Source organism: Bacillus nitratireducens (assembly GCF_001884135.1).
Lineage (GTDB): Bacteria > Bacillota > Bacilli > Bacillales > Bacillaceae_G > Bacillus_A > Bacillus_A nitratireducens.
Map to the genome: position 1 here is coordinate 35309 of NZ_MAOC01000084.1, position 23980 is coordinate 59288.

At 36.9% G+C, this 23980-nt stretch carries 24 protein-coding genes; 16 read left to right on the plus strand and 8 right to left on the minus strand.

Annotated elements, in window-relative coordinates:
* Positions 1 to 364 precede the first annotated feature (364 nt).
* Both BAU23_RS22275 and rpsD read right to left on the minus strand, forming a co-directional pair.
* Positions 365 to 796 (minus strand): GNAT family N-acetyltransferase, encoded by a 432-nt coding sequence (locus BAU23_RS22275; RefSeq protein WP_071735178.1) that lies wholly within the window; start codon positions 794 to 796, stop codon positions 365 to 367.
* 221 nt (positions 797 to 1017) lie between these two features.
* Entirely contained in the window at positions 1018 to 1620 is a 603-nt protein-coding gene (gene rpsD, locus BAU23_RS22280) for a 30S ribosomal protein S4 (RefSeq protein WP_000135322.1), read from the minus strand.
* Between the two features lie 554 nt (positions 1621 to 2174).
* Here rpsD and megL point away from each other — a divergent pair.
* Complete coding sequence (megL, locus tag BAU23_RS22285) at positions 2175 to 3350, plus strand: methionine gamma-lyase (protein WP_000726600.1); 1176 nt, start codon at positions 2175 to 2177, stop codon at positions 3348 to 3350.
* Between the two features lie 63 nt (positions 3351 to 3413).
* Here the strand turns inward: megL and BAU23_RS22290 are convergent, their stop codons facing one another.
* Positions 3414 to 3893, minus strand: a complete 480-nt coding sequence (locus BAU23_RS22290; RefSeq protein ID WP_000494318.1) for a GAF domain-containing protein — start codon at positions 3891 to 3893, stop codon at positions 3414 to 3416.
* A 147-nt stretch (positions 3894 to 4040) separates the two neighbouring features.
* On the opposite strand from BAU23_RS22290, the gene refZ reads away from it, so the two are divergent.
* Positions 4041 to 4679 carry a forespore capture DNA-binding protein RefZ gene (refZ, locus tag BAU23_RS22295; protein WP_000814942.1) on the plus strand — a complete coding sequence of 213 codons (639 nt, stop codon included), beginning with the start codon at positions 4041 to 4043 and terminating at the stop codon, positions 4677 to 4679.
* 11 nt (positions 4680 to 4690) lie between these two features.
* On the opposite strand, the gene BAU23_RS22300 is transcribed toward refZ, so the two are convergent.
* Positions 4691 to 5635, minus strand: a complete 945-nt coding sequence (locus BAU23_RS22300) for a DMT family transporter (RefSeq protein ID WP_000358794.1) — start codon at positions 5633 to 5635, stop codon at positions 4691 to 4693.
* A gap of 124 nt (positions 5636 to 5759) precedes the next feature.
* Here BAU23_RS22300 and BAU23_RS22305 point away from each other — a divergent pair, with 124 nt between their 5' ends.
* The 8 genes from BAU23_RS22305 (at position 5760) to BAU23_RS22340 (ending at position 15297) form a co-directional block, all read left to right on the plus strand.
* A complete protein-coding gene (locus BAU23_RS22305; protein WP_000362571.1) occupies positions 5760 to 6602 on the plus strand; it encodes a LysR family transcriptional regulator in 843 nt (280 codons plus the stop codon).
* 207 nt (positions 6603 to 6809) lie between these two features.
* Positions 6810 to 8519, plus strand: a complete 1710-nt coding sequence (gene ezrA / locus BAU23_RS22310) for a septation ring formation regulator EzrA (RefSeq protein ID WP_000377311.1) — start codon at positions 6810 to 6812, stop codon at positions 8517 to 8519.
* Between the two features lie 172 nt (positions 8520 to 8691).
* A complete protein-coding gene (locus BAU23_RS22315; protein ID WP_000638968.1) occupies positions 8692 to 9834 on the plus strand; it encodes a cysteine desulfurase family protein in 1143 nt (380 codons plus the stop codon).
* A 6-nt stretch (positions 9835 to 9840) separates the two neighbouring features.
* Positions 9841 to 11055 carry a tRNA uracil 4-sulfurtransferase ThiI gene (gene thiI, locus BAU23_RS22320; protein ID WP_000989278.1) on the plus strand — a complete coding sequence of 405 codons (1215 nt, stop codon included), beginning with the start codon at positions 9841 to 9843 and terminating at the stop codon, positions 11053 to 11055.
* Positions 11056 to 11134: 79 nt separating this feature from the next.
* The gene (locus BAU23_RS22325; protein ID WP_000168891.1) at positions 11135 to 11329 is read left to right on the plus strand and encodes an alpha/beta-type small acid-soluble spore protein; all 195 of its coding nucleotides are present in this window, start codon (positions 11135 to 11137) and stop codon (positions 11327 to 11329) included.
* A 192-nt stretch (positions 11330 to 11521) separates the two neighbouring features.
* Positions 11522 to 13108 (plus strand): acyl-CoA synthetase MbcS, encoded by a 1587-nt coding sequence (gene mbcS / locus BAU23_RS22330; RefSeq protein ID WP_071735179.1) that lies wholly within the window; start codon positions 11522 to 11524, stop codon positions 13106 to 13108.
* Positions 13109 to 13209: 101 nt separating this feature from the next.
* The gene (locus tag BAU23_RS22335; RefSeq protein WP_000635056.1) at positions 13210 to 13641 is read left to right on the plus strand and encodes a VOC family protein; all 432 of its coding nucleotides are present in this window, start codon (positions 13210 to 13212) and stop codon (positions 13639 to 13641) included.
* Positions 13642 to 13728: 87 nt separating this feature from the next.
* Positions 13729 to 15297, plus strand: coding sequence for an amidohydrolase (locus tag BAU23_RS22340; RefSeq protein ID WP_000503993.1), 1569 nt, complete (start codon positions 13729 to 13731; stop codon positions 15295 to 15297).
* Between the two features lie 232 nt (positions 15298 to 15529).
* Here BAU23_RS22340 and BAU23_RS22345 read toward each other — a convergent pair whose 3' ends face one another.
* Positions 15530 to 16333: an NAD kinase gene (locus BAU23_RS22345; protein ID WP_000013620.1), complete on the minus strand. Its 804-nt coding sequence runs from the start codon at positions 16331 to 16333 to the stop codon at positions 15530 to 15532.
* 204 nt (positions 16334 to 16537) lie between these two features.
* Between BAU23_RS22345 and BAU23_RS22350 the strand changes: the two genes are divergently transcribed.
* The 5 genes from BAU23_RS22350 (at position 16538) to ackA (ending at position 20909) form a co-directional block, all read left to right on the plus strand.
* Complete coding sequence (locus BAU23_RS22350) at positions 16538 to 17176, plus strand: DUF2953 domain-containing protein (protein ID WP_000252005.1); 639 nt, start codon at positions 16538 to 16540, stop codon at positions 17174 to 17176.
* An 11-nt stretch (positions 17177 to 17187) separates the two neighbouring features.
* Positions 17188 to 17583 carry a GerW family sporulation protein gene (gene ytfJ, locus BAU23_RS22355; protein WP_000350005.1) on the plus strand — a complete coding sequence of 132 codons (396 nt, stop codon included), beginning with the start codon at positions 17188 to 17190 and terminating at the stop codon, positions 17581 to 17583.
* A gap of 134 nt (positions 17584 to 17717) precedes the next feature.
* Complete coding sequence (gene tpx, locus BAU23_RS22360; RefSeq protein WP_000024524.1) at positions 17718 to 18218, plus strand: thiol peroxidase; 501 nt, start codon at positions 17718 to 17720, stop codon at positions 18216 to 18218.
* A gap of 211 nt (positions 18219 to 18429) precedes the next feature.
* The gene (locus BAU23_RS22365) at positions 18430 to 19416 is read left to right on the plus strand and encodes a class I SAM-dependent methyltransferase (protein WP_000076016.1); all 987 of its coding nucleotides are present in this window, start codon (positions 18430 to 18432) and stop codon (positions 19414 to 19416) included.
* Positions 19417 to 19715: 299 nt separating this feature from the next.
* Positions 19716 to 20909 carry an acetate kinase gene (ackA, locus tag BAU23_RS22370; RefSeq protein ID WP_000034571.1) on the plus strand — a complete coding sequence of 398 codons (1194 nt, stop codon included), beginning with the start codon at positions 19716 to 19718 and terminating at the stop codon, positions 20907 to 20909.
* 23 nt (positions 20910 to 20932) lie between these two features.
* Here the strand turns inward: ackA and BAU23_RS22375 are convergent, their stop codons facing one another.
* Both BAU23_RS22375 and BAU23_RS22380 read right to left on the minus strand, forming a co-directional pair.
* Positions 20933 to 21367, minus strand: coding sequence for an NUDIX hydrolase (locus BAU23_RS22375; RefSeq protein WP_000283493.1), 435 nt, complete (start codon positions 21365 to 21367; stop codon positions 20933 to 20935).
* A gap of 72 nt (positions 21368 to 21439) precedes the next feature.
* Positions 21440 to 22075 (minus strand): DUF1796 family putative cysteine peptidase, encoded by a 636-nt coding sequence (locus BAU23_RS22380; RefSeq protein ID WP_001054286.1) that lies wholly within the window; start codon positions 22073 to 22075, stop codon positions 21440 to 21442.
* 137 nt (positions 22076 to 22212) lie between these two features.
* Here BAU23_RS22380 and BAU23_RS22385 point away from each other — a divergent pair, with 137 nt between their 5' ends.
* Entirely contained in the window at positions 22213 to 23046 is an 834-nt protein-coding gene (locus BAU23_RS22385; protein WP_001256862.1) for an EcsC family protein, read from the plus strand.
* Between the two features lie 32 nt (positions 23047 to 23078).
* Here the strand turns inward: BAU23_RS22385 and BAU23_RS22390 are convergent, their stop codons facing one another.
* A complete protein-coding gene (locus BAU23_RS22390) occupies positions 23079 to 23741 on the minus strand; it encodes a YitT family protein (protein WP_001244528.1) in 663 nt (220 codons plus the stop codon).
* Between the last annotated feature and the right edge of the window lie 239 nt (positions 23742 to 23980).

A 23980-nucleotide genomic window follows, 5' to 3' on the forward strand; every position in this document is an offset into this window, starting at 1 on the left:
ATCGCCATATCTCCTAATTTAATTAAATTTCTGTGTCATCAGATCTACTTTTCTTCACATCCCCCTAAATATTAACATAAATATCTATTTTGTTAATTAATATTATTTGAGAAAATGGCCCGATTGTTGAATAAAGAAATACTCTACAAAATAGGTCTTTTTATCAATCTTTATTATAAATTATTGAAGAAGAAAATAAATTAATTGAAGAATTAATGTAGTCACATTCAATGGAGTGTGGCTTTTTATTATTCAATGGATGTGCTTGTATGTGGAAAGGATAAGATAGGTGATATTAGGTAATCCATTGAGTAAAAAAGTGAACGTCTATGGAGAGTATTCGTTCACTTTTCATCTTAATTCTTTACGTTAAATGCAGTTCGTAATTTCCTTCAAAACGGTTTTCTTTTTCAAACATTTCTTCATATAGACTAACATTTTTTGAAAATCCATGTTTTAATGCAAAGTGGTAACCTTCTTCAGTTATAACTTCCTGTAATACTAAGCGTTTGAAGCCTTTTTCTTTCGCAAATGTTTTAAACCAATCAAGGACAATACTTCCCTTTCCTTGATTGCTTGGAGTAATACTTATAGCAGTTATTGCTAAGTGTGGATCGGGGAAAAATTCACTTCTAAGATTAATTGTGACCAAAGATTCTTTAGAAGAAATAATTAAAGCATATTTAGAAAAACTTTCAATGAAATCTATTTCATCTTGTACCACTTCTTCTAATAACGATTTTAATGTTTGAAAGTCATGAACATGAAGAGGGATCTTGGTGAATTTCTCTTTCAAAACAATTAACTCCTTTTATCATTTGTTTTTTTGCACTTATCCATTCCTATACACACGCCAGCCTTTAGATTTTTAAGCCCCAAACTAGCCCCACTTAGCCCCAGTAGTATTCTTATTTATGCTCTATCTTGCAGTATAAATGATAAATAAAAAAAGCCCAGAAACCTTGAATTAACAAGGGTTCTAAGGCTTTTAATACTACTCTTTGCAGAGTACCGAGATTAACGAGAGTAGAACTCTACGATTAATGCTTCGTTGATTTCAGCTGCTAACTCAGAACGCTCAGCGTGACGAGTGTAAGTAGCTTCTAACTTATCAGCATCGAAAGTTAAGTATTCTGGTACGAAGTTGTTAACTTCGATCGCTTCTTTAACAACAACAAGGCTGTTAGATTTTTCGCGAACGCTGATAGTTTGACCAGGTTTTACACGGTAAGATGGGATATCTACGCGAGATCCATCAACTGTGATGTGACCGTGGTTTACTAATTGGCGAGCTGCACGACGAGTGCGAGCTAAGCCCATACGGTAAACTAAGTTGTCAAGACGAGCTTCAAGAAGGATCATGAAGTTTTCGCCGTGCTTACCAGGCATTTTACCTGCTTGGTCAAATGTGCGACGGAATTGACGCTCAGTCATGCCGTACATGTGACGAAGTTTTTGTTTCTCTTGTAATTGTAAACCGTATTCTGAAAGTTTCTTACGTTGGTTAGGACCGTGAGGACCTGGTGCGTAAGGGCGTTTTTCTAATTCTTTTCCTGTGCCGCTTAGAGAGATTCCAAGACGACGAGACAGTTTCCAAGCTGGACCTGTATAACGAGCCATAGTTGACTCCTCCTTTAAAAATGTTTTTATTTACGTAAAATAAAAACAGACGTAATCGATATTTACGGGCATTTTGTTTTCATGTACCTTCGCTCCAGCAGCAGGGAGTTACGAGATACACCTCCGTAGAGGAACAAAATACAAACGATAAACTCACATTACAAGGCTGCCTTTTTATTTTACACAAACGCTATTATATCTTTTACCCAGAGTTTCGTCAAGCGACTCCCTTTTTGTTTTATGCATATAAATTTTGGAAATTAACAAGAAGGAATTTAAAACAATATAAAAGAAGAGATAGAAACACAAATAAAACGCTTACATAAAATGTAGTAAAAAATGTTCATTAATTTTTTGTTGATGAATATGCGGCGATAAAGTGAAACTTTACTCAGTGGTGGGGGCATCCCCCACCACTGAGTATTAGTTGAACGAATCGGGCTTTTACGGGCAGTTGATCCCCACGCCTAACTTTTTTGCTTTCGCTGAATTTTGATGTGGGGGTCTTACTGCCCGGCCAATAGCGGGATAAAAACATAAAAGGGGATGTTTTTATGAAAAAGAAGCATATGGAGACAGCGTTAATTCATCACGGTTATACATCAGAGGAACATAAGGGAAGTTTAACACCACCTTTATTTCAAACATCTACATTTACATTTGAGACTGCGCAGCAAGGAGAGGCGAGTTTCGCAGGAGTGGATCCATCGTATATTTACTCAAGACTTGGAAATCCAACTGTGAAATTATTTGAAGAACGTATGGCGGTGTTAGAAGGGGGAGAAGAAGCGCTTGCTTTCGGATCTGGCATGGCGGCTATTTCAGCAACCTTGATTGGCTTTCTAAAGGCTGGAGATCATATTATTTGTTCAAATGGATTATATGGGTGTACGTACGGTTTTTTAGAAGTGTTAGAAGAGAAGTTTATGATTACGCATTCGTTTTGTGATATGGAGACAGAGACTGATATTGAAAATAAAATTCGTCCAAATACAAAGCTCATTTTCGTTGAAACACCGATTAATCCAACGATGAAATTAATTGATTTAGAAAAGGTGATTGGGGTAGCGAAGCGCAATGACTTGCTTGTTATTGTCGATAATACATTTTGTTCACCTTATTTACAAAGACCTCTTGAACTCGGTTGTGACGCTGTTGTTCATAGTGCGACAAAATATATTGGTGGTCACGGTGATGTTGTAGCCGGTGTAACGATTTGTAAAACGAAAGCGCTAGCTGAAAAAATCCGTCCGATGCGAAAAGATATCGGTGGTATTATGGCGCCGTTTGATGCGTGGTTATTGTTACGCGGGTTAAAGACGTTAGCGGTAAGAATGGATCGTCATTGTGATAATGCAGAAAAAATTGTATCGTTCCTGAAAAATCATGACGCGGTAGAAGGTGTTTGGTACCCAGAAGGGGAATTAGCATCTCGCCAAATGAAACGTGGCGGCGGTGTTATTTCTTTTTCAATAAAAGGCGGAAAAGAAGAGACGCAAGCGTTTATCAATGACCTTTACTTTATTACGATTGCGGTAAGTTTAGGTGATACAGAAACATTAATTCAGCATCCAGCGACGATGACGCACGCTGCGATTCCAGCTGATTTAAGAAAAGAAATGGGCATTTATGATAATTTAATACGTCTATCTGTCGGTTTAGAATCATGGGAAGATATCGTTTCTGATTTAGAGCAAGCGTTAAAGAAAATATCTACTGTGAATCAATAAAAAAGAGTGAGTTATCGGTTTCGTACATGACGTACTAAATCGACAACTCACTCTTTTCTTTTTTTAAATATGTTTTAGGAGTGTTTCCACAAACTTTTCTAAATAGTGCTGATCTACTTCGTCAAAACGATTTTTTTCAGGACTATCAATATCAAGTACACCAATGACATTTCCTTCTTTCAGAATCGGTACAACGATTTCTGAATTAGAAGCACTATCGCAAGCGATATGTCCTGGGAATTGATGAACGTCCGCCACAAGCTGCGTTGTTTTCGTTTCAGCTGCAACGCCGCAAACGCCTCGTCCAAATGGAATACGTACGCAAGCAGGCATTCCTTGGAATGGTCCAAGAACAAGCTGATTTCCTTCTGTTACATAAAAGCCAACCCAATTCACACGATCTAAAAATTGGTTTAATAGTGCGGACGCATTTGATAAGTTTGCGACTACGTTTGGTTCGCCAGTTAATAATGCATCCAGTTGTTTAATTACTGTCTCATATTGCTCTTCACGAGATCCTGCATAACTTTCTTTTGTAAACATGGAAACAACTCCCTTTTTAGCGAGATATGTAAAACGATAGCAAAATACGATGTATTTCACATGACTTTGTCGATAGAAAATTAAAGGAATTTGTCTTAAAAGTCAAGAAATTTAAACTATAGCTGTTCAGTGAGAGGAAGTGAGCGCATGAAACAGACGAAACAAAAAGTAATTGATGCGGCAATATCGTTGTTTAACACGAAAGGTTATGATGGAACGTCGGTGCGAGAAATTGCAAAGCGAGCGGATGTGAATGTAGCGAATATTTCATATTATTTTGCTGGAAAGCAAGGTTTATTAGAACAGCTTATTACTGACTTTTTAGAAGGATATATTCATGTAATTGAAACGTCATTTGAACAGAGAGAATATTTATCGGCCAAAGATGTGATGGCGCAAATGGTGCGCGGAATTTTACGATATCAATTTGATAATAGAGAACTGACACGTTTTTTTTATAGAGAGCTTTCGCTTGATACGACATTAATTCGTGAAGTGATGACCGTTTATTTTTCTAGAGAAAGATATTATATAGAGCAAATCATTAAAAAGGGACAAATGAAACAAGAGTTTAAAAAGGTATCTTTTACAATGTTTATGACGCAATTAAAAGGCATGATAAATATGCCGTTTTTATATCCGCAATATATATCAGAAGTGTTGCATTCTTTTCCGTCCGAGACATTTTTCCTAGAAATGTACACGAAAGAAATTGAGCAATGGATGGAACAGACATTATATAAAGCGAATATGTACTATGAATTGCCAAGAGCTGTTCATATGTGAAAAATCCCCACCTAACGAACTGAGGTGGGGATTTTTATGTCTTGTTTTCTTTGCCATAAATTGTTGCATAATAGCGCAATAATTGTTAATGAGGCGCCGGCAATTTCAATTTTGTCGACTGTATAACCTCGAAAGATAGAACCGATAAGTGCAAGTACAGGAACTAAATTCATAAATAATATGCCGTTAATAGATGAAATATATCGATTCCCCGTGTTCCAGCAAAATACAGCGATAACGCCGGCGATAATCGACATATAAAAGAGTTCAAAACGAACGCTCATAAGTGTAGATAATGATGGTACATTAACGACGTTTGTGTAAGTTAAGAAAGTGACAATAATGATGAGTGAAATTGAGCCGAATAAACAAGTTAGCGTCGTATACCTGAGTGGTGACCAAGATTGAAAACGAGCACCGCCGTTCGTGTAAATTACCCAGCAAGTAACGCCGCATAACATAAATATATTTGTTGATAAGTGGCTTGCTGCTCCAAATAATAAATGAATATTTCCTTTTGAAATGACAAGCATAACACCGAGTAATGCAACGAACATACAAAGAAATGTGTAATTTTGTGGGCGTTTGTTTTTTGTTATCCACTGCAATAATAAAGCGATGAGTGGCATAAGAGACTGAATCATCGCGGCATGGATGGCTCCAGAAGGCCCGGCAAGTTGTTGGCCATAAAAAATTAGAAAACCATATCCAGCGAAACCGACTGTTCCGTAAAAGAATAAAGAAAGTGTTCTTTTTTCTAAGCGGAGTGAAGTTTTTCCTTCAGTAATGAATAGCAAAATAAGAAAAATAATAGCTGCAGATCCGTATCGGATAGTTGTGAAGAAGAACGGATCGATAAATTGCAAGGCATTTGCCATTACAGGAAACATAAATCCCCAAGCAGTTACAGCAAGCAGGCATAGAAGAGAGCCGAGTAGTATTTGTTTTTTGTCCAAGAGTTTCATTCTCCTTTACATTTCGTTATAGTAAGTTGATGAAATAAGTATAGAGATTGATTCTTCTTAAAAGGAAATATCGATTTTTTATGACAGTTATAACTTTTTGTTAGAGGTGTGTATGATGGATTTGGAGGCAGTACGATCGTTTATTGAAGTAAAGCAAACGCGAAGTTTATCGAAGGCGAGTAAACTTTTACATATTTCACAACCAGCGCTTAGTAAACAAATTCAAAGATTAGAAGCGGATTTAGAGGTTACTTTACTCAAGCGTTCCGCGCAAGGAGTGGAGTTAACAGAGGCTGGAGAGTTATTTATAACAAGAATGTTACCGATTCTGGAACACATACATGAAGTGAAAGCCGAAATGAAGAAATTTCAAGAGAAGCGGAAAATTTCTATAGGCATATTGCCAAGTTTAGCAGCGCATTACATCTCAAAATGTAAAGATATATTAGGTGACGGATTCGAAGTAGAATGGAAAATTGAGCATACGAAAGTACTAATGGGACTCTTTAAAGAACGGAAGATTGAAGCGATGTTCGTCGATTCAGTAGTAGAAGACGTTACGTGTATAAAAGAAGTGCGAGAAGAAAAAATTGTTTGTGTAGTTTCAAATGATCATCTTTATAAAGAGAAAAAAGTGATCCGAATGGAAGATTTGCAAAATGAAAAGTTAATCGTATATCCAGAAATCTGTGATGTAAGGAAAATGATTACGAATATGTTTCAAGGGATAGGTGCGAAACCAATCATTGCATTTGAAACGTCTTATGCAGAACCGATGCTTGCGATGGTAGGAGCTGGACTTGGTATAACGTTGCTTCCGGAAACCGCTGTACAGCAAGCGGTAATGCAAGGTAACGTGCGTGCGATTTCTGTAGAACCACCACTAACACGAAAAATTTATTTCGTATCTCATCTGAAAGAGTGCTCGTTCTTGCGTTCATTTGAGGCTGGAGAATGAAATAAGCGGAATGTTGAGAAAGATTACAAGTGCATTTAAAGAAACATGAAATTTTAAAAAAAACTAGGTCAAAAACACGTCATAACATGGTATGATTAGTACATTGTTAGTTGTTAAATATAGGGGGATTCCCTTTTTATACATAATGCCTTCCATTTCATAAACGGAACGGACAAAAAAAGAGATATAACTAGGAGGCTTTTTTGCATGGATTCTATCCTGACGATCGTTATCATTGTAGTAAGCTCTATTCTAGTGCTGCTCATGATAGAGCTTGTGATAAGAAATCGTTCATATAAAGATATTGAAGCACTGGAGCAGTGGAAACAAGAAATAAAAGATAAGCCTGTGGCAGATGAACTAAAACGGGTGAAAGACTTAAATATGACAGGTCAAACAGAAGAACTGTTTGGTAAATGGCGTGAAGAATGGGATGAAATTGTATCAACAACCCTTCCGAAAGCTGACAAAGATTTAGCGCAAGCGCGAAAATTCGCCTCGCAATTCTCCTTCCGAAAAGCAAAGCATGCGATGAATGAATCCATAAGTGGTTTAGATGACGCTGATAATCGTATTACAGACATTTTAAATGAATTACAGCAATTGTTAGAAAGCCATGAAAAAAATAGCTCGGAAATTGAAGGGTTACGTGATACATATCGTAGTATGAAAAAGAGCGTTCTTGCTCATCGACACATGTATGGAGCAGCTGAGCAAAAAATCGAAGAGATGTTAGACGTTGAATCCGAGAAGTTCAAAACTTTTGAAGAGGCAACAGATAATGGTGATTATTTAAAAGCGAGAGAAATTGTTATTAGTTTAGAAGAAGGTTTAGCAAGTTTAGAAATCATCATTCATCAAATTCCAGATTTATTAGTAGAGTGTCAAGCGACATTACCAGTTCAACTGGAAGACTTATTACAAGGTCATGATGATATGATAAGACAAGGCTATGTATTAGAGTATTTGGAAATTCCTAAAGAAGTCCGCGATATGACGACACAACTACACACATGTTTAATGGATATACAGGAGCTTTATATAACGGAAGCAGCAGAAAAAGTAGAGAACTTAAAAACTCGTTTAGACAGTTTTTATGATCAACTTGAACAAGAAGTGCATGCGAAACATTATGTGGAGCAAAAAACACTTTCTGTTTATGAAGATTTAGAAGAAATTCGCACTGAAACAATTGAAACGAAAGCAGAAACACAACTTGTAAAACAAAGTTATCAATTACAAGACAAAGATATTGAGTCACAAAAAGTAATTGAAAAGCAAATGCATATTTTAATGAAACGTTTTGAAGTGTTGCAAATACGCGTTGCTGAACAAGATATCGCATTCTCTATTATTCGTGAAGAACTAGAAGAGATTTATGAGCAATGTGAAACGTTAAAAGTACTTCATGCAGAATATAAAGAAATGTTGCAAACGATGCGTAAAGAAGAATTCGAAGCGCGTGAGAAGTTACAAGAAATGCGTAATACTATTTTCGAAACGAAACGCTTTATGCAAAAGTCGAATTTGCCAGGTCTTCCAGAGAGTATTATGGAGGATTTACAAAGAGGACAAATGGCAATGCAAGCTGTATATGATCAATTAGAAGTAAAGCCGTTAAATATGAATGCTGTAAATAGCAGTTTAGAAGAGGCATACACAACTGTTAATGGTGTATCTGAAATGACGGAAGAGTTAATTGGACAAGCATATTTAGTTGAAAAATTAATTCAATACGGTAATCGTTACCGCAGTCATGATGAGAATCTTGCAGAAAGCTTAGATTATGCGGAGAAATTATTCCGTGAATATCAATACGATGCAGCTTTAGAACAAGCGGCTTCTGTACTAGAGCAACTTGAACCTGGCGTTGTTCAAAAAATAGCTGAATATGTAGACAATGAACAAACCCTTTAATAAAGGGTTTGTTTTTTTGTGTAATTTTGGAGGCGATGTTGCTATAATGAATAGCGGAATACAGTAAGGTTATTCGTTTTAAAATATAACGGAACCTTTGAGTAGTTTTAGCGTAATTACACGTATTTATGATATGATTATACGATGTGACAGCGCTGAAAGGGGAAGAACGATGATCTATTTTGATAATAGTGCGACGACAAAGCCATATCCAGAAGCTCTTCAATCTTACGTAACGGTTGCAGGGAAATATTTTGGAAATCCTTCTTCTATTCATTCGCTTGGAGGAGAGGCAGAGCGTCTATTAACACAATCGAGAACGATTGCAGCACAGCTCCTTCACGTTAAACCTTCTGAAATTATTTTCACATCGGGTGGAACGGAAGGGAATAACCTTGCGATTAAAGGAATAGCGATGAGGAATCGTTCGCGCGGTAAACATATCATTACAACAAATATTGAACACGCGTCTGTGTTTGAGGCATATAAACAATTAGAGGATCTCGGTTTTGATGTAACATATTTACCGGTTAACGAGCACGGTGTTGTATCGGTAGAGGATGTAAAACGAGCGCTTCGTGAAGATACGATTCTTGTGTCAATTATTCACGTGAACAACGAGACTGGAGCGATTCAGCCTGTTGCTGAAATTGGAACAATGTTATCGAACTATCCGAAAATAAGATTCCACGTGGACCATGTGCAAGGGATAGGAAAAGTACCGCTTGATTTATACGCTTCTCATATTGACCTTTGTTCAATATCTGGGCATAAATTTCATAGCGTAAAGGGGACAGGTCTTCTTTACGTACGTGATGGTGTAAGGTTAGATCCAATCTTATCAGGTGGTCAACAAGAGCTTAAGTATCGTTCAGGAACAGAAAATTTACCTGGTATTGTAGCGATGGTAAAAGCACTTCGTATGACGATGGAGCAAGTGAAAGAAAAGGTAGTTCATTTGCAAAATTTACAAGCAGAGCTTGTCCGTGTCTTTAAAGAGATGGAAGATGTAACGATTAATACGTCACTTGAATATGCGGCACCGCACATTTTAAATGTATCATTTGTTGGTTTAAAACCAGAAGTGGTCGTTCATGCTTTAGAAGAGCATGGTGTATATGTATCAACGAAGTCTGCTTGTTCTTCAAAAGCAAATGAAGTGAGCCGAGTACTAGTGTCAATGGGAATACCGCATGCCGCAGCTGCAAGCGCAATCCGCATTAGTCTAGCACCGGAAAACACGATGGAAGAAGTAAAACAATTTGAAGGTATTGTTAAAGAGACGATGCCAAAATTATATGAAGTGATGAGGTAAAGAAATATGATGACATATGAATATATTTTAGTTCGTTATGGAGAGATGACGACAAAAGGTAAGAACCGTTCTAAATTTGTAAGCACATTAAAAGATAACGTGAAATTCAAACTGAAGAAATTCCCAAATATTAAAATCGATGCAACACATGATCGCATGTACATTCAGTTAAATGGTGAAGACCATGAAGCAATTTCTGAAAGATTGAAAGATGTATTTGGTATTCATAAGTTTAACTTAGCGATGAAAGTACCATCAGAATTAGAAGATATTAAAAAAGGTGCATTAGCAGCTTTCTTACAAGTAAAAGGCGATGTGAAAACATTTAAAATTACAGTGCACCGTTCTGATAAGCGATTCCCAATGAAGACGATGGAATTACTTCCAGAAATCGGTGGGCACATTTTAGAAAATACAGAGGATATCACAGTAGATGTTCATAATCCAGATGTGAATGTACGTATAGAAATTCGCAGTGGTTACAGCTATATTATGTGTGGTGAGCACATGGGAGCTGGCGGTTTACCAGTTGGCGTTGGCGGAAAAGTAATGGTACTTCTTTCTGGTGGTATCGATAGCCCGGTAGCAACTTACTTAACGATGAAACGCGGCGTATCTGTGGAAGCAGTTCACTTCCATAGTCCACCTTTCACAAGCGAGCGCGCGAAACAAAAAGTAATCGATTTAGCACAAGAGTTAACGAAATACTGTAAACGTGTAACACTTCACCTTGTTCCATTTACTGAAGTGCAAAAAACGATTAATAAAGAAATTCCATCTAGCTATTCTATGACGGTTATGCGTCGTATGATGATGCGTATTACAGAGCGTATCGCAGAGGAGCGTAACGCACTTGCGATTACAACTGGTGAAAGTCTTGGACAAGTAGCGAGCCAAACGTTAGATAGTATGCATACGATTAACGAAGTGACAAATTATCCTGTTATTCGTCCGCTTATTACGATGGATAAATTAGAAATTATTAAAATTGCAAATGAAATTGGAACGTATGATATTTCAATTCGTCCATATGAAGACTGCTGTACAGTATTTACACCAGCAAGTCCATCGACGAAACCGAAGCGTGAGAAAGCAAATCGTTTTGAAGCGAAGTATGATTTCGCGCCGTTAATCGAAGAGGCTGTAGCGAACAAAGAAACAATGGTATTACAAACAGTAGAAGTAGTGGCGGAAGAAGAAAAATTCGAAGAACTTTTCTAAACCCATAAATTACCACATTCAAATGTGTATGAAGTCATGTTGTTTATCACACTCTATACTCACAAGGAGGTGATACAACATGGCAAGCACAAATAAATTAGCAGTGTCTGGTGCTCAAGCAGCATTAGATCAAATGAAATACGAAATCGCTCAAGAGTTTGGTGTTCAACTTGGAGCTGATGCAACATCTCGCGCTAACGGTTCTGTTGGTGGCGAAATCACTAAACGTCTAGTTTCACTAGCTGAGCAACAATTAGGCGGTTACCAAAAATAATCCCATATACGATGGCTTAGAAAGAGCGGGTTCTCCCGCTCTTTCTTTTTTGTCATGGTTTATCGATAAATCGATATAAGTTTATTCAACGGTTCGACATGGATATAAAAAAATTGTCAAAAGAAGAGGGTTCAAAATTTACTGAAAATTCTTTATTATATAAGGGAGGCATAGAAATAAAGGAGGATGTTTATGAAGAGAGAGGAATTATTGGCGCCGCAGTCTTATAATTTAGTTTCGGAAATAGAGAAATATACGAATGATAAAGAGAAGCTTGCTTTAATTTGGCAAGATGATAAAGGAAATAGACGAGAGGTTACATATTTTGAATTAATGCAAGGCGCGAATAAAATTGGAAACGCTTTTATAAAAAGTGGCTTACAAAAAGGGGACAAGCTCCTTATTATGATGCCGCGCTTAATTGAAGCTTACATGACGTATATTGCTGCGATTAAAGCAGGATTTGTCGTTATTCCAAGCTCAGAAATGTTACGTAAAAAAGATATTGAGTACCGTATTGGGCACGGAGAAGTGAAAGCAATCGTAAGTTACGAACCGTATATTGGACAATTCGACGGCGTAGAAGCGGTGGAATCTCTTCAGAAATTCGTCTTGAGCGAGCGTTCAGTAGATGGTTGGAAAAATTTAAAAACAGCATTAGAAACAGAAAGTGACATGTTAGAAATGGCGAAGACAGATAAAGAAGATATGGTCTTTTTATCTTATACGTCAGGGACGACAGGAAATCCAAAAGGAGTTGTTCATACGCATGCATGGGCATACGCTCATTTACGTACAAGCGCCCCGAACTGGCTCGGAATCGAAGAAGAGGATGTTGTATGGGCGACGGCTAGTCCAGGTTGGCAAAAGTGGATTTGGAGCCCGTTTGTAGCGACTCTCGGTTCAGGTGCAACAGGATTTGTATACAATGGTAAGTTTGAACCAAAAACGTATTTAAATTTATTAGGCGATAACAAGGTGAATGTACTTTGTTGTACGCCGACTGAGTATAGATTAATGGCAAAGGTAGAGAACTTAAGTGAGTACAATTTAGAAGCGTTACATAGCGCTGTATCAGCTGGTGAGCCGTTAAACAGGGAAGTTATTGAAACGTTCCAAAGGCACTTTGATATTACGGTAAGAGACGGTTATGGGCAAACGGAAAACACATTACTCGTTGGGATAATGAAAGGGGTGGACATTAGACCAGGATCAATGGGAAAACCGACGCCAGGCAACCATGTTGATATCGTAAATGAGGAAGGTATTCCGGTGCAGGTAGGAGAAGTTGGTGATATTGCAGTTCACATTGAAACACCAGCACTCTTTAAACAATATTATAAAGACAATGAGCGTACAGCGATGCAATTCCGCGGTGATTATTATATTACCGGCGATAAAGCGAAAAAGGATGAAGACGGCTATTTCTGGTTTGAAGGGCGCGGTGATGATATTATTATTAGCTCTGGTTATACAATCGGACCTTTTGAAGTAGAAGATGCACTTGTAAAACATCCTTACGTAAGAGAGTGTGCGGTTGTCGCAAGCCCTGATGAAATTCGTGGAAGTGTCGTGAAGGCATTTATCGTATTAAGAGAGAATATAGAGAAGAACGAAGAAACATTAATTCCAGTGCTCCAACAACACGTCAAAGAACTGACTGCACCATATAAATACCCTCGTAAAATTGAATTTGTAGATGAACTACCAAAAACGATTTCCGGAAAAATTCGCCGTATTGAACTTAGAAAACAAGAGATGGAGATTCCGTCAAAATAATTTTGAAAACAGTGAAGGAAATAGTTGAATGAAATGGCAAACAATGATAATATAAAAACGAACACAAGTTCGATTTTATAAACTTAAAAAGAGGTGTCCGTATGATTGTAGGTATTAATCCGTACTTAGTTTTAGATGGTAGTGGGCAAGAGGCTGTACAGTTTTATAAAGAGGCGTTAGACGCAAAAGTAGAAGTCATGCAAACTTTTGGTGACATGCCTGAAAATCCAGAATACCCGATTCCAGCTGAAGCAAAAGAGCGCGTTTTACATGCTACTTTAAAAGTTGGTAATACGGACCTTATGATTTCTGATACATTCCCAGGCCAAGGGCATGCAATCGGATCTCAAGTAACAATTGCAATTCAAATTAGTAATGCAGAAAAAGCAAAAGAAGTATTCGAAAAGTTACAAGAAGGTGGAGAAGTTATTATGCCACTTCAAGAAACGTTCTGGAGCCCAGCATACGGACAACTAAAAGATAAATTTAGCATTGAATGGCAAATTACAACGAATCCTACTGAACAAAATTAATTTTTGGAAAAGCACCATTTTTAATCGAAATGGTGCTTTTTTTATACGGATTAATTTCGTAGACTTAAGGAAAAAGGGGATGAGTATATGGGAGAAATTTGGTATGGCGGCACCATTTACACGATGAGAGAAGAAAACGAAAAAGTGGATGCTGTTTACGTCGAAAATGGCAGGATTGTTGATATAGGGGAGAAACAAGAGTTAGAAGATCGATATTCTACGGAGAAGTTGCATGATTTAGAAGGTAAAACGATGATTCCAGGTCTCGTTGATAGCCATATGCACCTTATTGGCCATGGGGAGAGGTTACTTCGTCTAGATTTATCAAATTGCACATCTTATAGCGAGATGCTTACTCTCGTTCAGAAGCGAGTAGAAGAAGCGCCAAAAGGCTCTTGGGTTATTGGGGAAGGATGGAATGAAAATAATTTTACAGATACAAAACAAGTTCATGTACGTGATTTAGATGAAATCTCTAAAGAGCATCCGATTTTATTAAAGCGCGTTTGTCGTCACGTGACATGGGTGAATTCATACATATTGGAACAAGCGAAAATAACAGAAGCGGCGCAAGACCCGAAAGGCGGGAAAATTGGCCGGGACTCATTAAATAAGTTAACAGGGCTTTTATATGAACAAGGACAAGAGTTAATTAAACATGTGCAGCCAGAAATTGATGAAGCTTACTTACAAAGAGCTTTGCAAACTGCGATAAAAGATTGCTGGCAATACGGACTCGTTGGTGGGCATACGGAAGATTTAAATTATTACGGTGGTTTTAGAAAGACACATAATGCGTTTTCGCACGTTATAAAAGAAATGCCATTTAAAGCACATTTGCTTGTTCATCATGAAGTAGCGAATGAGCGAAAAGAATATGAAAATGAGCACTACATTGAATTTGGAGCGATGAAGATTTTTTCTGATGGATCTTTTGGCGGAAGAACAGCTTTATTAAGTGAACCGTATGAAGATGCGAAGGAAACAAATGGGGTTGCAATTTTTTCACGTGAAGAGCTTGCGGAGTTAGTGAAGAAAGCTCGTGATTTACATATGCCAGTTGCGATTCATACAATCGGTGATTTATCGCTTGAATATGTTATTGATGCACTTGAATTATACCCACCAGCAGAAGGATTACGTGACCGCATTATTCATTGTCAGCTTGCTCGTGAAGAGTTGATTGAGAGAATGAAAAACTTGCAAGCCATTATTGATATACAGCCAGTCTTTGTTTCATCGGATTTCCCGTCAGTCATTGAAAAAATAGGCGAGCATCGTCTTCGTTATGCGTACGCTTGGAAGACGTTACTGGAAGCAGGATTACACTGCAACGGTGGATCTGATGCGCCGATTGAACAAGTGAATCCGTTTTTAGGTATATATAGTGCTGTTACACGTAGAAGTTTTATTGACGGTGTATGCTATATGCCAGAGGAAAGATTAACGGTATATGAAGCTGTCTCTTTATTTACAACAGGAAGTGCCTATGCAATCGGAAAAGAAGCGAAGCGAGGACAAATTACAAAAGGATATGAAGCAGACTTTACGATATTAGACCACAATGTTTTTGAAATTGAGGCGGAAGAAATAAAAGAAGTACAGGCCGAAATGACCGTCATTGATGGGAAGATTGTTTATAGAAAAGACGTCTAAAAGTTTGAGGGAGCGGCTCCGAAAATACATGTTGGTGATGCTTCCTCTTTTTAGATAGGTTGATGATGTAGTCACCTTTTGTCGGTAAATCGATATTTTGGATGGAATCGTTCATATAATTTCATATACTGTTGTCCTGGTCCGAAAAAATCGTGAAACATCGTTAAGTCTCAGTTGAGAAATAAATAACCGCAGAATTATGGAATCCCATAATTCTGCGGTTATTTTAATACTATAAAAATGTTCTCTGTACTTTTTCCCAGAAAGAGTTGTTTTTTAATTTAACAGTTTTAATTTGTTTATCGCTTAAACGAACAACGGCTTTCTCCACTTGCTTAATGCTAAGTGCTTCGTTATCCATTCCGATAACAGGGTAATCATTGCCATCTGGTTTAAGTGTTAAAGTTAACGTACGCTCGTGATTTAAAAGAAACGGTGATCCGAGTGTACGGTATGTGTTGTTATTTAAAGATGCTAGTTCGCTTACTTGGAAACATGGGATAAGTGGATCGACAACTGCACCATGTAATGATTTATTGTAAGCGGTACTTCCTGTTGGTGTGGAGATAACTAATCCATCACCTCTAAATGTTTCAAAATGTAAATTGTCGACGTGTACATCTACGACAAATGTTTTAATGATGCTAGAGCGTAATGAGAACTCATTTAAACAATGGAATGATGTACCGTGATCTACATCAACTTTAATTGTTGGATACCTTCGCACTTCAATTTCGTTTTTTGTAATTTCTTGAAGGGCTGTATCAACGTGATCGATGTGGAAATCGCAGTAGAAAGAAATTTCATCTTTCGTAGAAATACCTGCGTATAAGCAATCTTCCCTAAAACCAGTTTTACGAACGGCTTGTAAGAAAGTTCCATCATCTCCAACGCTGACGATAGCGTTTGCATTTTTTGGATGATCTAATATGGTAAATCCATTCTCCTCTAAAATACGATATATTGGTTTCATTTTTTCAACGAGCGTTACTTTGTCATCACCATAAAAGAAAAATAAATTGCGACGATTTGCCATTATGTATCCCTCCACTGCAGTTAAATTTTCTAGTCTTAGTGCTGCATACCATCAGAGTGTGTTCTGAATGATATGCTCAAATAGTATATTTCGATATAAAATGTCAAAATCCCTTTTTATTTTTAGAAAAATTTTTATATTCAATTTTATAAAAGGTTGTTTAATGATGAATAAACTTGTCGATAATGGGTATGGAGTGAAAGGATGGTACGAATGAAATGGCTCGTAATTGGAATGATAATTCTTCTACTTTTTATTTTGCTAATACTATTATCGAAAATATCGCTTAAGGTGACGTTTTTATATTCAGAAATGGAAAAGCAATGTTTATTTCAAGTGAAAATATGGATGATTCGATATACGTTTGATGTATTGGAAAGAATTGAAAAACAACAGAAAAAAACGGGGCAGAAAATCGAAAAAGCTGAGGAAGATGGCGGAATAGACAATAAAATTATGGCACAACTTGATAGCATTGGAGAACTGATAAAAAAGCTTCAAGAAGTTCATACTATTGTTAAAGATTTTCTCAAACGTGTGAAAATCAATGGTTGGAGATGGCACACGCAAATTGGAGCAGGCGATGCGGCTAGTACTGGAATTGTCACTGGGTATGCATGGGGGACAAAAGGAATGGCTGCTGGAGTTGTAGGACAATATATGCATATTGTCGACGTACCAGAATTTGAAATTACACCTGTTTTTCAAGGGAAGGGATTTGCATCAAGGTGTGAATTAACAGCTTCCTTTCATATATTTCGTACTGTGAAAACAGCGGTAAAACTACTCATGTTTATGAGAAAACAAAAGTCTGGTATGACAGATAAATCTGTTCAAGCATAGGGGGATATAGAATGGACCATCCAATTCAAGGTTTAATGACAACCGCAATGCAGCATTTAAAACAAATGACTGATGTAAATACAATTGTTGGTGACCCGATTAAAGCAGCAGATGGAAGTGTAATTCTTACCGTTTCGAAAGTAAGTTTTGGCTTTGCTGCTGGTGGAAGTGAATTTGGCAAGGTAGAGCATTCAGGCCGTCATCCATTTGGAGGAGGTAGCGGTGGTGGAGTTTCCATTAATCCAGTTGCCTTTCTCGTTATAAATGGAGAAGGTGTGAAAGTTTTACATTTAGATAAACAAACACATGTCATTGACAAAATAATTGAATTAGCACCACAAGCTGTTGATAAAGTGAAAGAAATGATGGATAAACGAAAAGAAGATGATCCGGAATTTCAAATTTAACGAGTAAAAAAGCTAATCAATGGATTAGCTTTTTTATTTTTTTGTAAATAAAGCGATTTTATTTGCATTATCGATAGGGACAAACTATCATTTACATTGTACATATTTTGTTTAAAATAAGGGAGGATTTTTAAGTGGCAAATGTAACTTTTAAAGGTAACCCAATGACTTTAGTTGGAACAGAAGTTAAAGTTGGCGATCAAGCGCCTAACTTCCAAGTATTAGCAAACGACTTATCTCCAGTAAGTTTAGAAACATACAAAGGCGAAGTGAAATTAATTAGTGTTGTACCTTCAATCGACACAGGTGTTTGTGATGCACAAACACGTCGTTTTAACCAAGATGCAGCAGGTATTGAAAACGCGAAAGTATTAACAATTAGCGCTGATTTACCATTCGCTCAAAAACGCTGGTGTGCAGCAAACGGTTTAGAAAATGTTGTAACACTTTCTGATCACCGTGACCTTTCTTTCGGTGAGGCTTACGGCTTAGTAATGAAAGAACTTCGTTTACTTGCTCGTGCAGTATTCGTAGTAGATAGCAATGACAAAGTAGTTTACGCAGAATACGTAGGCGAAGGTACAAGCCATCCAAACTATGAAGCAGCATTAGAAGCAGCTAAATCTGCGAAGTAATGTAAATGAAGACGACCTCTCATTAAAGTTTTACTTTAGAAGAGGTCGTCTTTTCTCATATATTGTTAACTGAACCAATATATGAGAAAAGACGTTACATCATAAACAACTTGAAGGGGAGCTCTTTGCAAGAGGTCGCTTTTTCTTTTGGGAAAAATTTAGATTATGGTATGATGTAAGTTATGTGTAAAAGAGAGAAGGAGGAATGTACGTGAGTCAGGCAGTAGAAACATTATTTTCTATTTTTGATTCTTCTACGGTAGTTTTACGTAAAGAATTAGATGTAACATATTTAGAGGCGCTTGTAGAAACAGGTGATAACTTGTTTGAGGGAGCGATTTTACAAGAGGAATTATCCGAATCAACAATTGAAAGGTTGAATCGTGAATATAGTACGTTTAATGAAGAAACATATAAAGGGGAAGAAATTCGTAAAGCATTTCAGCTAGCCATTTTAAAAGGAATGAAAGAAGGCGTGCAAGCGAATCATGAAATGACGCCTGATGCAGTTGGAATGTTCATGAGTTATTTATTCCATAAATTTATGCAAGGGCAAAAAGAAATTACAGTTTTAGACCCTGCAATTGGAACAGGTAACTTAATGACTACAATATTTAATGGTGCCAAAGAAGAACTAGCAATGAGTGGATTTGGTGTAGAAGTGGATGAAGTACTAATTAAACTTGCTTTAGTAAATGCGAATTTACAAAAGCATGCAATTGAATTCTTCCACCAAGATGGACTAGCACCACTTTATATCGATCCAGTTGATGCAGTCGTTTCAGATTTACCAATTGGTTACTATCCAAATGAAATCGGTGCAAGTGAATATACGTTAAAAGCAAATGAAGGAATGTCATATGCGCATCACTTATTTATTGAACAAAGTGTGAAACATACGAAAGAAGGCGGGTATTTATTCTTCTTAGTACCAAACTTCATTTTTGAAAGTGATCAAGCGCCAAAATTACATGCATTTATTAAAGAAACATGCTTTATTCAAGGTTTGTTACAGCTACCTGTTTCCATGTTTAAAAACGAGAAAAATGCAAAAAGTATATTTGTTCTCCAAAAGAAAGGTCCTAGTGTAATAATGCCAAAACAGGCGTTATTAGTGGAGTTACCTAAATTCTCCAACATGAAGGCGATGGAGAACATTATGGATCAATTAAATACTTGGTTTGCAACACATAAATAAGGTAAGTTATATGTAACAGGGGTAGTGATTAATGTAGTACAGATTTATAGGATTTGTCATATTTTTTAATATATACAAGATTTAACTGAATTTTTTTGAAATCTGTAATATATTTTTTTTCTTGGTGTTACAATTTTTTCACTTGAAATATATGTCGGACGATGTTTAAATTAAAATCGTGAGTATAAAATTTACTGATGATGAAACGTTTTCATATTGAGTGAATTTAATTAGATAAAATCGAGCGGTTTGTGGAATGATCCACACAACTACCAAGAGAAAAAGGGGCGAAAGACTAGATGTCAAAAATCATCGCGATTAACGCAGGAAGCTCTTCCTTAAAATTCCAATTATTTGAAATGCCAAGTGAAACAGTATTAACAAAAGGTTTAGTAGAACGTATCGGTTTAGAAGATAGTATCTTCACTATTACTGTAGATGGCGAAAAACAAAAAGAAATTACAAATATCCCAGATCACGCAGTAGCAGTTAATATGCTTCTTAAGAAGTTAACTGAAAACGGAATCGTAAAATCTCTTGATGAGATTGGCGGTATCGGTCACCGTGTTGTACACGGCGGCGAAAAATTTGCTGATTCTGTTTTAATTACTGATGAAGTATTAGCTGATATCGAAGAATTAAGCGATTTAGCACCACTTCACAACCCAGCAAACCTTGTTGGTATTAAAGCATTCCAAGAAGTACTACCAAACGTACCAGCAGTAGCAGTATTCGATACAGCATTCCACCAAACAATGCCGGAATCTGCATTCCTATACAGCTTACCATATGAGTACTATGAAAAATTCGGTATCCGTAAATACGGTTTCCACGGAACTTCTCATAAATACGTAACTGAGCGTGCGGCTGAACTATTAGGTCGTCCACTTGAAAGCTTAAGCCTACTTTCTTGTCACTTAGGTAACGGTGCAAGTATCGCAGCAGTAGAAGGCGGAAAATCAATCGATACTTCTATGGGCTTCACTCCACTTGCTGGTGTAACAATGGGTACACGTTCTGGTAACATTGACCCTGCGTTAATTCCATACATCATGGAAAAAACAGGCCAAACAGTAGAAGAAGTAGTTAGCGTATTAAACAAGAAGAGTGGTATGTTAGGTCTTACTGGTTACTCTAGTGATCTACGTGACATCATTGCGAAAGAAGAAGAAGGCGACCACCGTGCGAAAGTAGCACTTGATGTATTCGTAAGCCGTATCCACAAATACATCGGTTCTTACACTGCTCGTATGAAAGGTGTAGACGCAATCATCTTCACAGCTGGTGTAGGTGAAAACAGTGCAATTATTCGTGAACGCGTATTAGAAGGCCTTGAGTACATGGGCGTATACTTCGACGTAAAACGTAATAATGTATTCGGTGAAGAAGCATTCATCAGCTTCCCACACTCTCCAGTAAAAATTATTGTAATTCCAACTGACGAAGAAGTTATGATCGCTCGTGACGTACTACGTCTTGGAGACATTGGTTAATATATGAAAAGAAAGACGAGACCCTATAGGATCTCGTCTTTTTTCTTTTGTATATAGTTTAAAATGCCATCCGGATATAGTACTTTTTCCTTCTGAGTGAATGCAGTAATGGGAACCCATTTTGCGTATGATACTGTTTTTTCATCTTGTATATTCAGTATTTCCATTTCATATAGTGATGTGTCTAGTAAACGTAAAGAATATAGTTGAATAATTTCATGACCAATTTCTCCATCAAGATGAAAGATGTTTTCTAAGCAGCCTAAATAATGGGTGATTTCTACTTCTGTATGAAGCTCTTCTTTAAATTCACGAATAACGGTATGTGTTGATTTTTCACCAAGTTCAATTGAACCGCCAAGAGGTCGGTAAAATGTTTCATCGGCTGTATGATATTCTTGTACGAGAAGGCGATCTTGATGTGTAGCAAGACCAAAAGCTTTTGCACGTGGATACATATTGCAATCGCTCCTTATTTGTTTTGTATAAGGATAATTATAAGGCAGTGTGTAATAAAAAGTATCGTGTATTTAACAGTGTGGTCTAATCGTGATCCCATCAAATAAGTCATTCCAAAATGCTTCATTGTACTGGTATACGTCCATAATAGGGCATTTCAGAACGCAAATATTTTGTAATCCCCAATCTTCTTCTACAACAGTTGGTACATCTTCAGGAATGAGTAATAGGACAGAGAATGTATGTTTAACTATTTGAGATAAAATGTGTTCCAAGGAACGTGCTTCTTCATATGTTCCTCCAGTTCGAATGAATAATATTGATTCTTCCATTTCAATTGTAGTTAGAAAACGATTAATCCGATGCTCATAATTTAATTTAATATCTGTATAGGAAGGCCAAGAAGTGGGTGTATTTACATCTGTTTTAAAGTCATGACAGGAGTCGATTTCATAAAGCTTGTCTCTTAGTCGTAACTTAGCATTATCATCCCAAAATGAGATGAAAGACAAATTTTCTAATTCTAAAAAACGGTGAAAGCGATTTTGTAATAATAAATTTACTTTCTCTAATGAAGGACTTAGCATAAAATCAATAACGCCAAAAAATGGTGATAATTTGAATTGAAATAATGCCCAAGCAGGCCAACAGTTTTGTCCTAAGCTGAATACTGCATTATAATTTTGTTTTATATTGGATAGATTCATGTGAGTCATCTCATCCTTTTTGCTAATATTTTATGTCATTAAAAAATGGTATGTGAATAAAGATAGACAAGCATATTTGCAAAGAACAAGCGGAAATATGTTACAATGGAAAAAAATCGAACGAGGTGGTTGTTGCGATGCGATCGAAGCGAGAACAAGCCATTTTAGACAATATAAAAGAGTGGGAAGGGCAATTAGTAGAGCAAGAAGCGACTGACTTTCAAAAGATGTTTGATAAGTGGTTGCATACGACAATTGCGAAACTGCCTGAGAAAAAACGAAAAGACTTTTTTACGAAAGCAGATGGATGGCTCTTTCATTTGCATGCGCTTATTCAAAGTTCACAATCACAGCTAGATGCACGTAATCGTATTTTAGGAACGTCGAGAGTATTTGATGAATCCATTGAGCAACTTGAAGATTTGAAGGCGTTATCTATTGATCAATTAACATACATAGCAGAGCAGCAAACAGCACGTCATCGCCTATATTCATTCGTACAAGGCGGAGCAACTGGTGCTGGTGGTTTATTATTATTAACGGCTGATTTTCCGGTTATGATTGCGTTAAATGTGAAGGCTGTACAACTTGTTGCGACATCATTTGGGCATGATGTGAACAAGCCGTATGAAATGATGCTTGCATTAAAAGTATTCCATGCATCATTATTGCCGGCGAGACTTCAGCAATATGCATGGTACAATTTACTGAGGGAACTCGAACAAGAGGATTCATTCTTCTATGAAGGAGACGAAGCGGTGTTAAAGCCAGCTTCTACTGAGGTTGTATTAAAACAAATTTTGAAGACGTTTTCGATTTATGCTCTTCGTCGTAAATTATTCCAAGGGATTCCTGTACTCGGAATGGCAATTGGCTCTACAGTGAACTATCGCTTAACGAGGAATGTTACTGAATTTGCAAATAAGTTTTATCAAGTACGCTACATATTAGAAAAAGAAAAGAGAGCATGAAAAAAAAGCGAGAGGCCGAAGCCTTTCGCTTTTTAGTTTGTCGCATGTTTTTTGGACATTGGAATAGATACTGGTTGCTTTGCTGCTTTCTTTTCTGTTTTTGGATAGTAAATTAAATCCAACGTTTTTGCCTGTACGGCAATCGAAAGAATAGTAAAAGCAATTTCTGTCCAATTTAAATAATATAATGAAAGCGCAAGAACAATCGCGTCAAAGACGAAGAAAATTTGCCCAATTGTAAAACGAGTTCGTTTACTTAATACAATTGTTAAAATATCGTCTCCACCGGTTGCACCGCCAAATCGCAATATAAAACCGAGTCCAATACCAGCTAACGCACCGCCAACTACTGCAGCTATAAATAAATTATTTGATAAATCTACCGTAAAAGGAGAATAATTTTCCATAAGGGAATAAAATGCTCCGAATGAAAGTGAACCTAAGAATGAATAGCCAACCATTTTTCTACCTAAAAATGAAGCACATAGTAAAATAATAGGGATATCCATTAATACAGTTGAAATAGATGGTGAAATATCATAAAAATTTTGGATAAATAGTGCAATTCCTACAAAGCCACCTTCTGTTAAGTGGTTTTGGAAGTGAATGTGATATAGCGCTGCTGCTAAAATAAATGAACCGATTAAAACCATAAAAACTTCTTTAATAATTTGTCGACTTTGGATGTTCCTCATCGTTATTCCTTCTTTCCGTAGTTAGTAGTCCTTGTTGTGTTGTAAACTAACTACGAGCTCACATGTAGCTTTCAGTTAGTTTACGAAAAAAACTAACTACGCTATATGTCGCTGAAGAAATAACGAATAATCCTCTCGTCCATCAATTCTCCCTACCTTCGTTTTAGTTTAAGTCTTAAAACGACTAAACAAAACGTGGAGTAGGATTCTTCATTTAGCAATCCTGCTCTTCTTTGTTT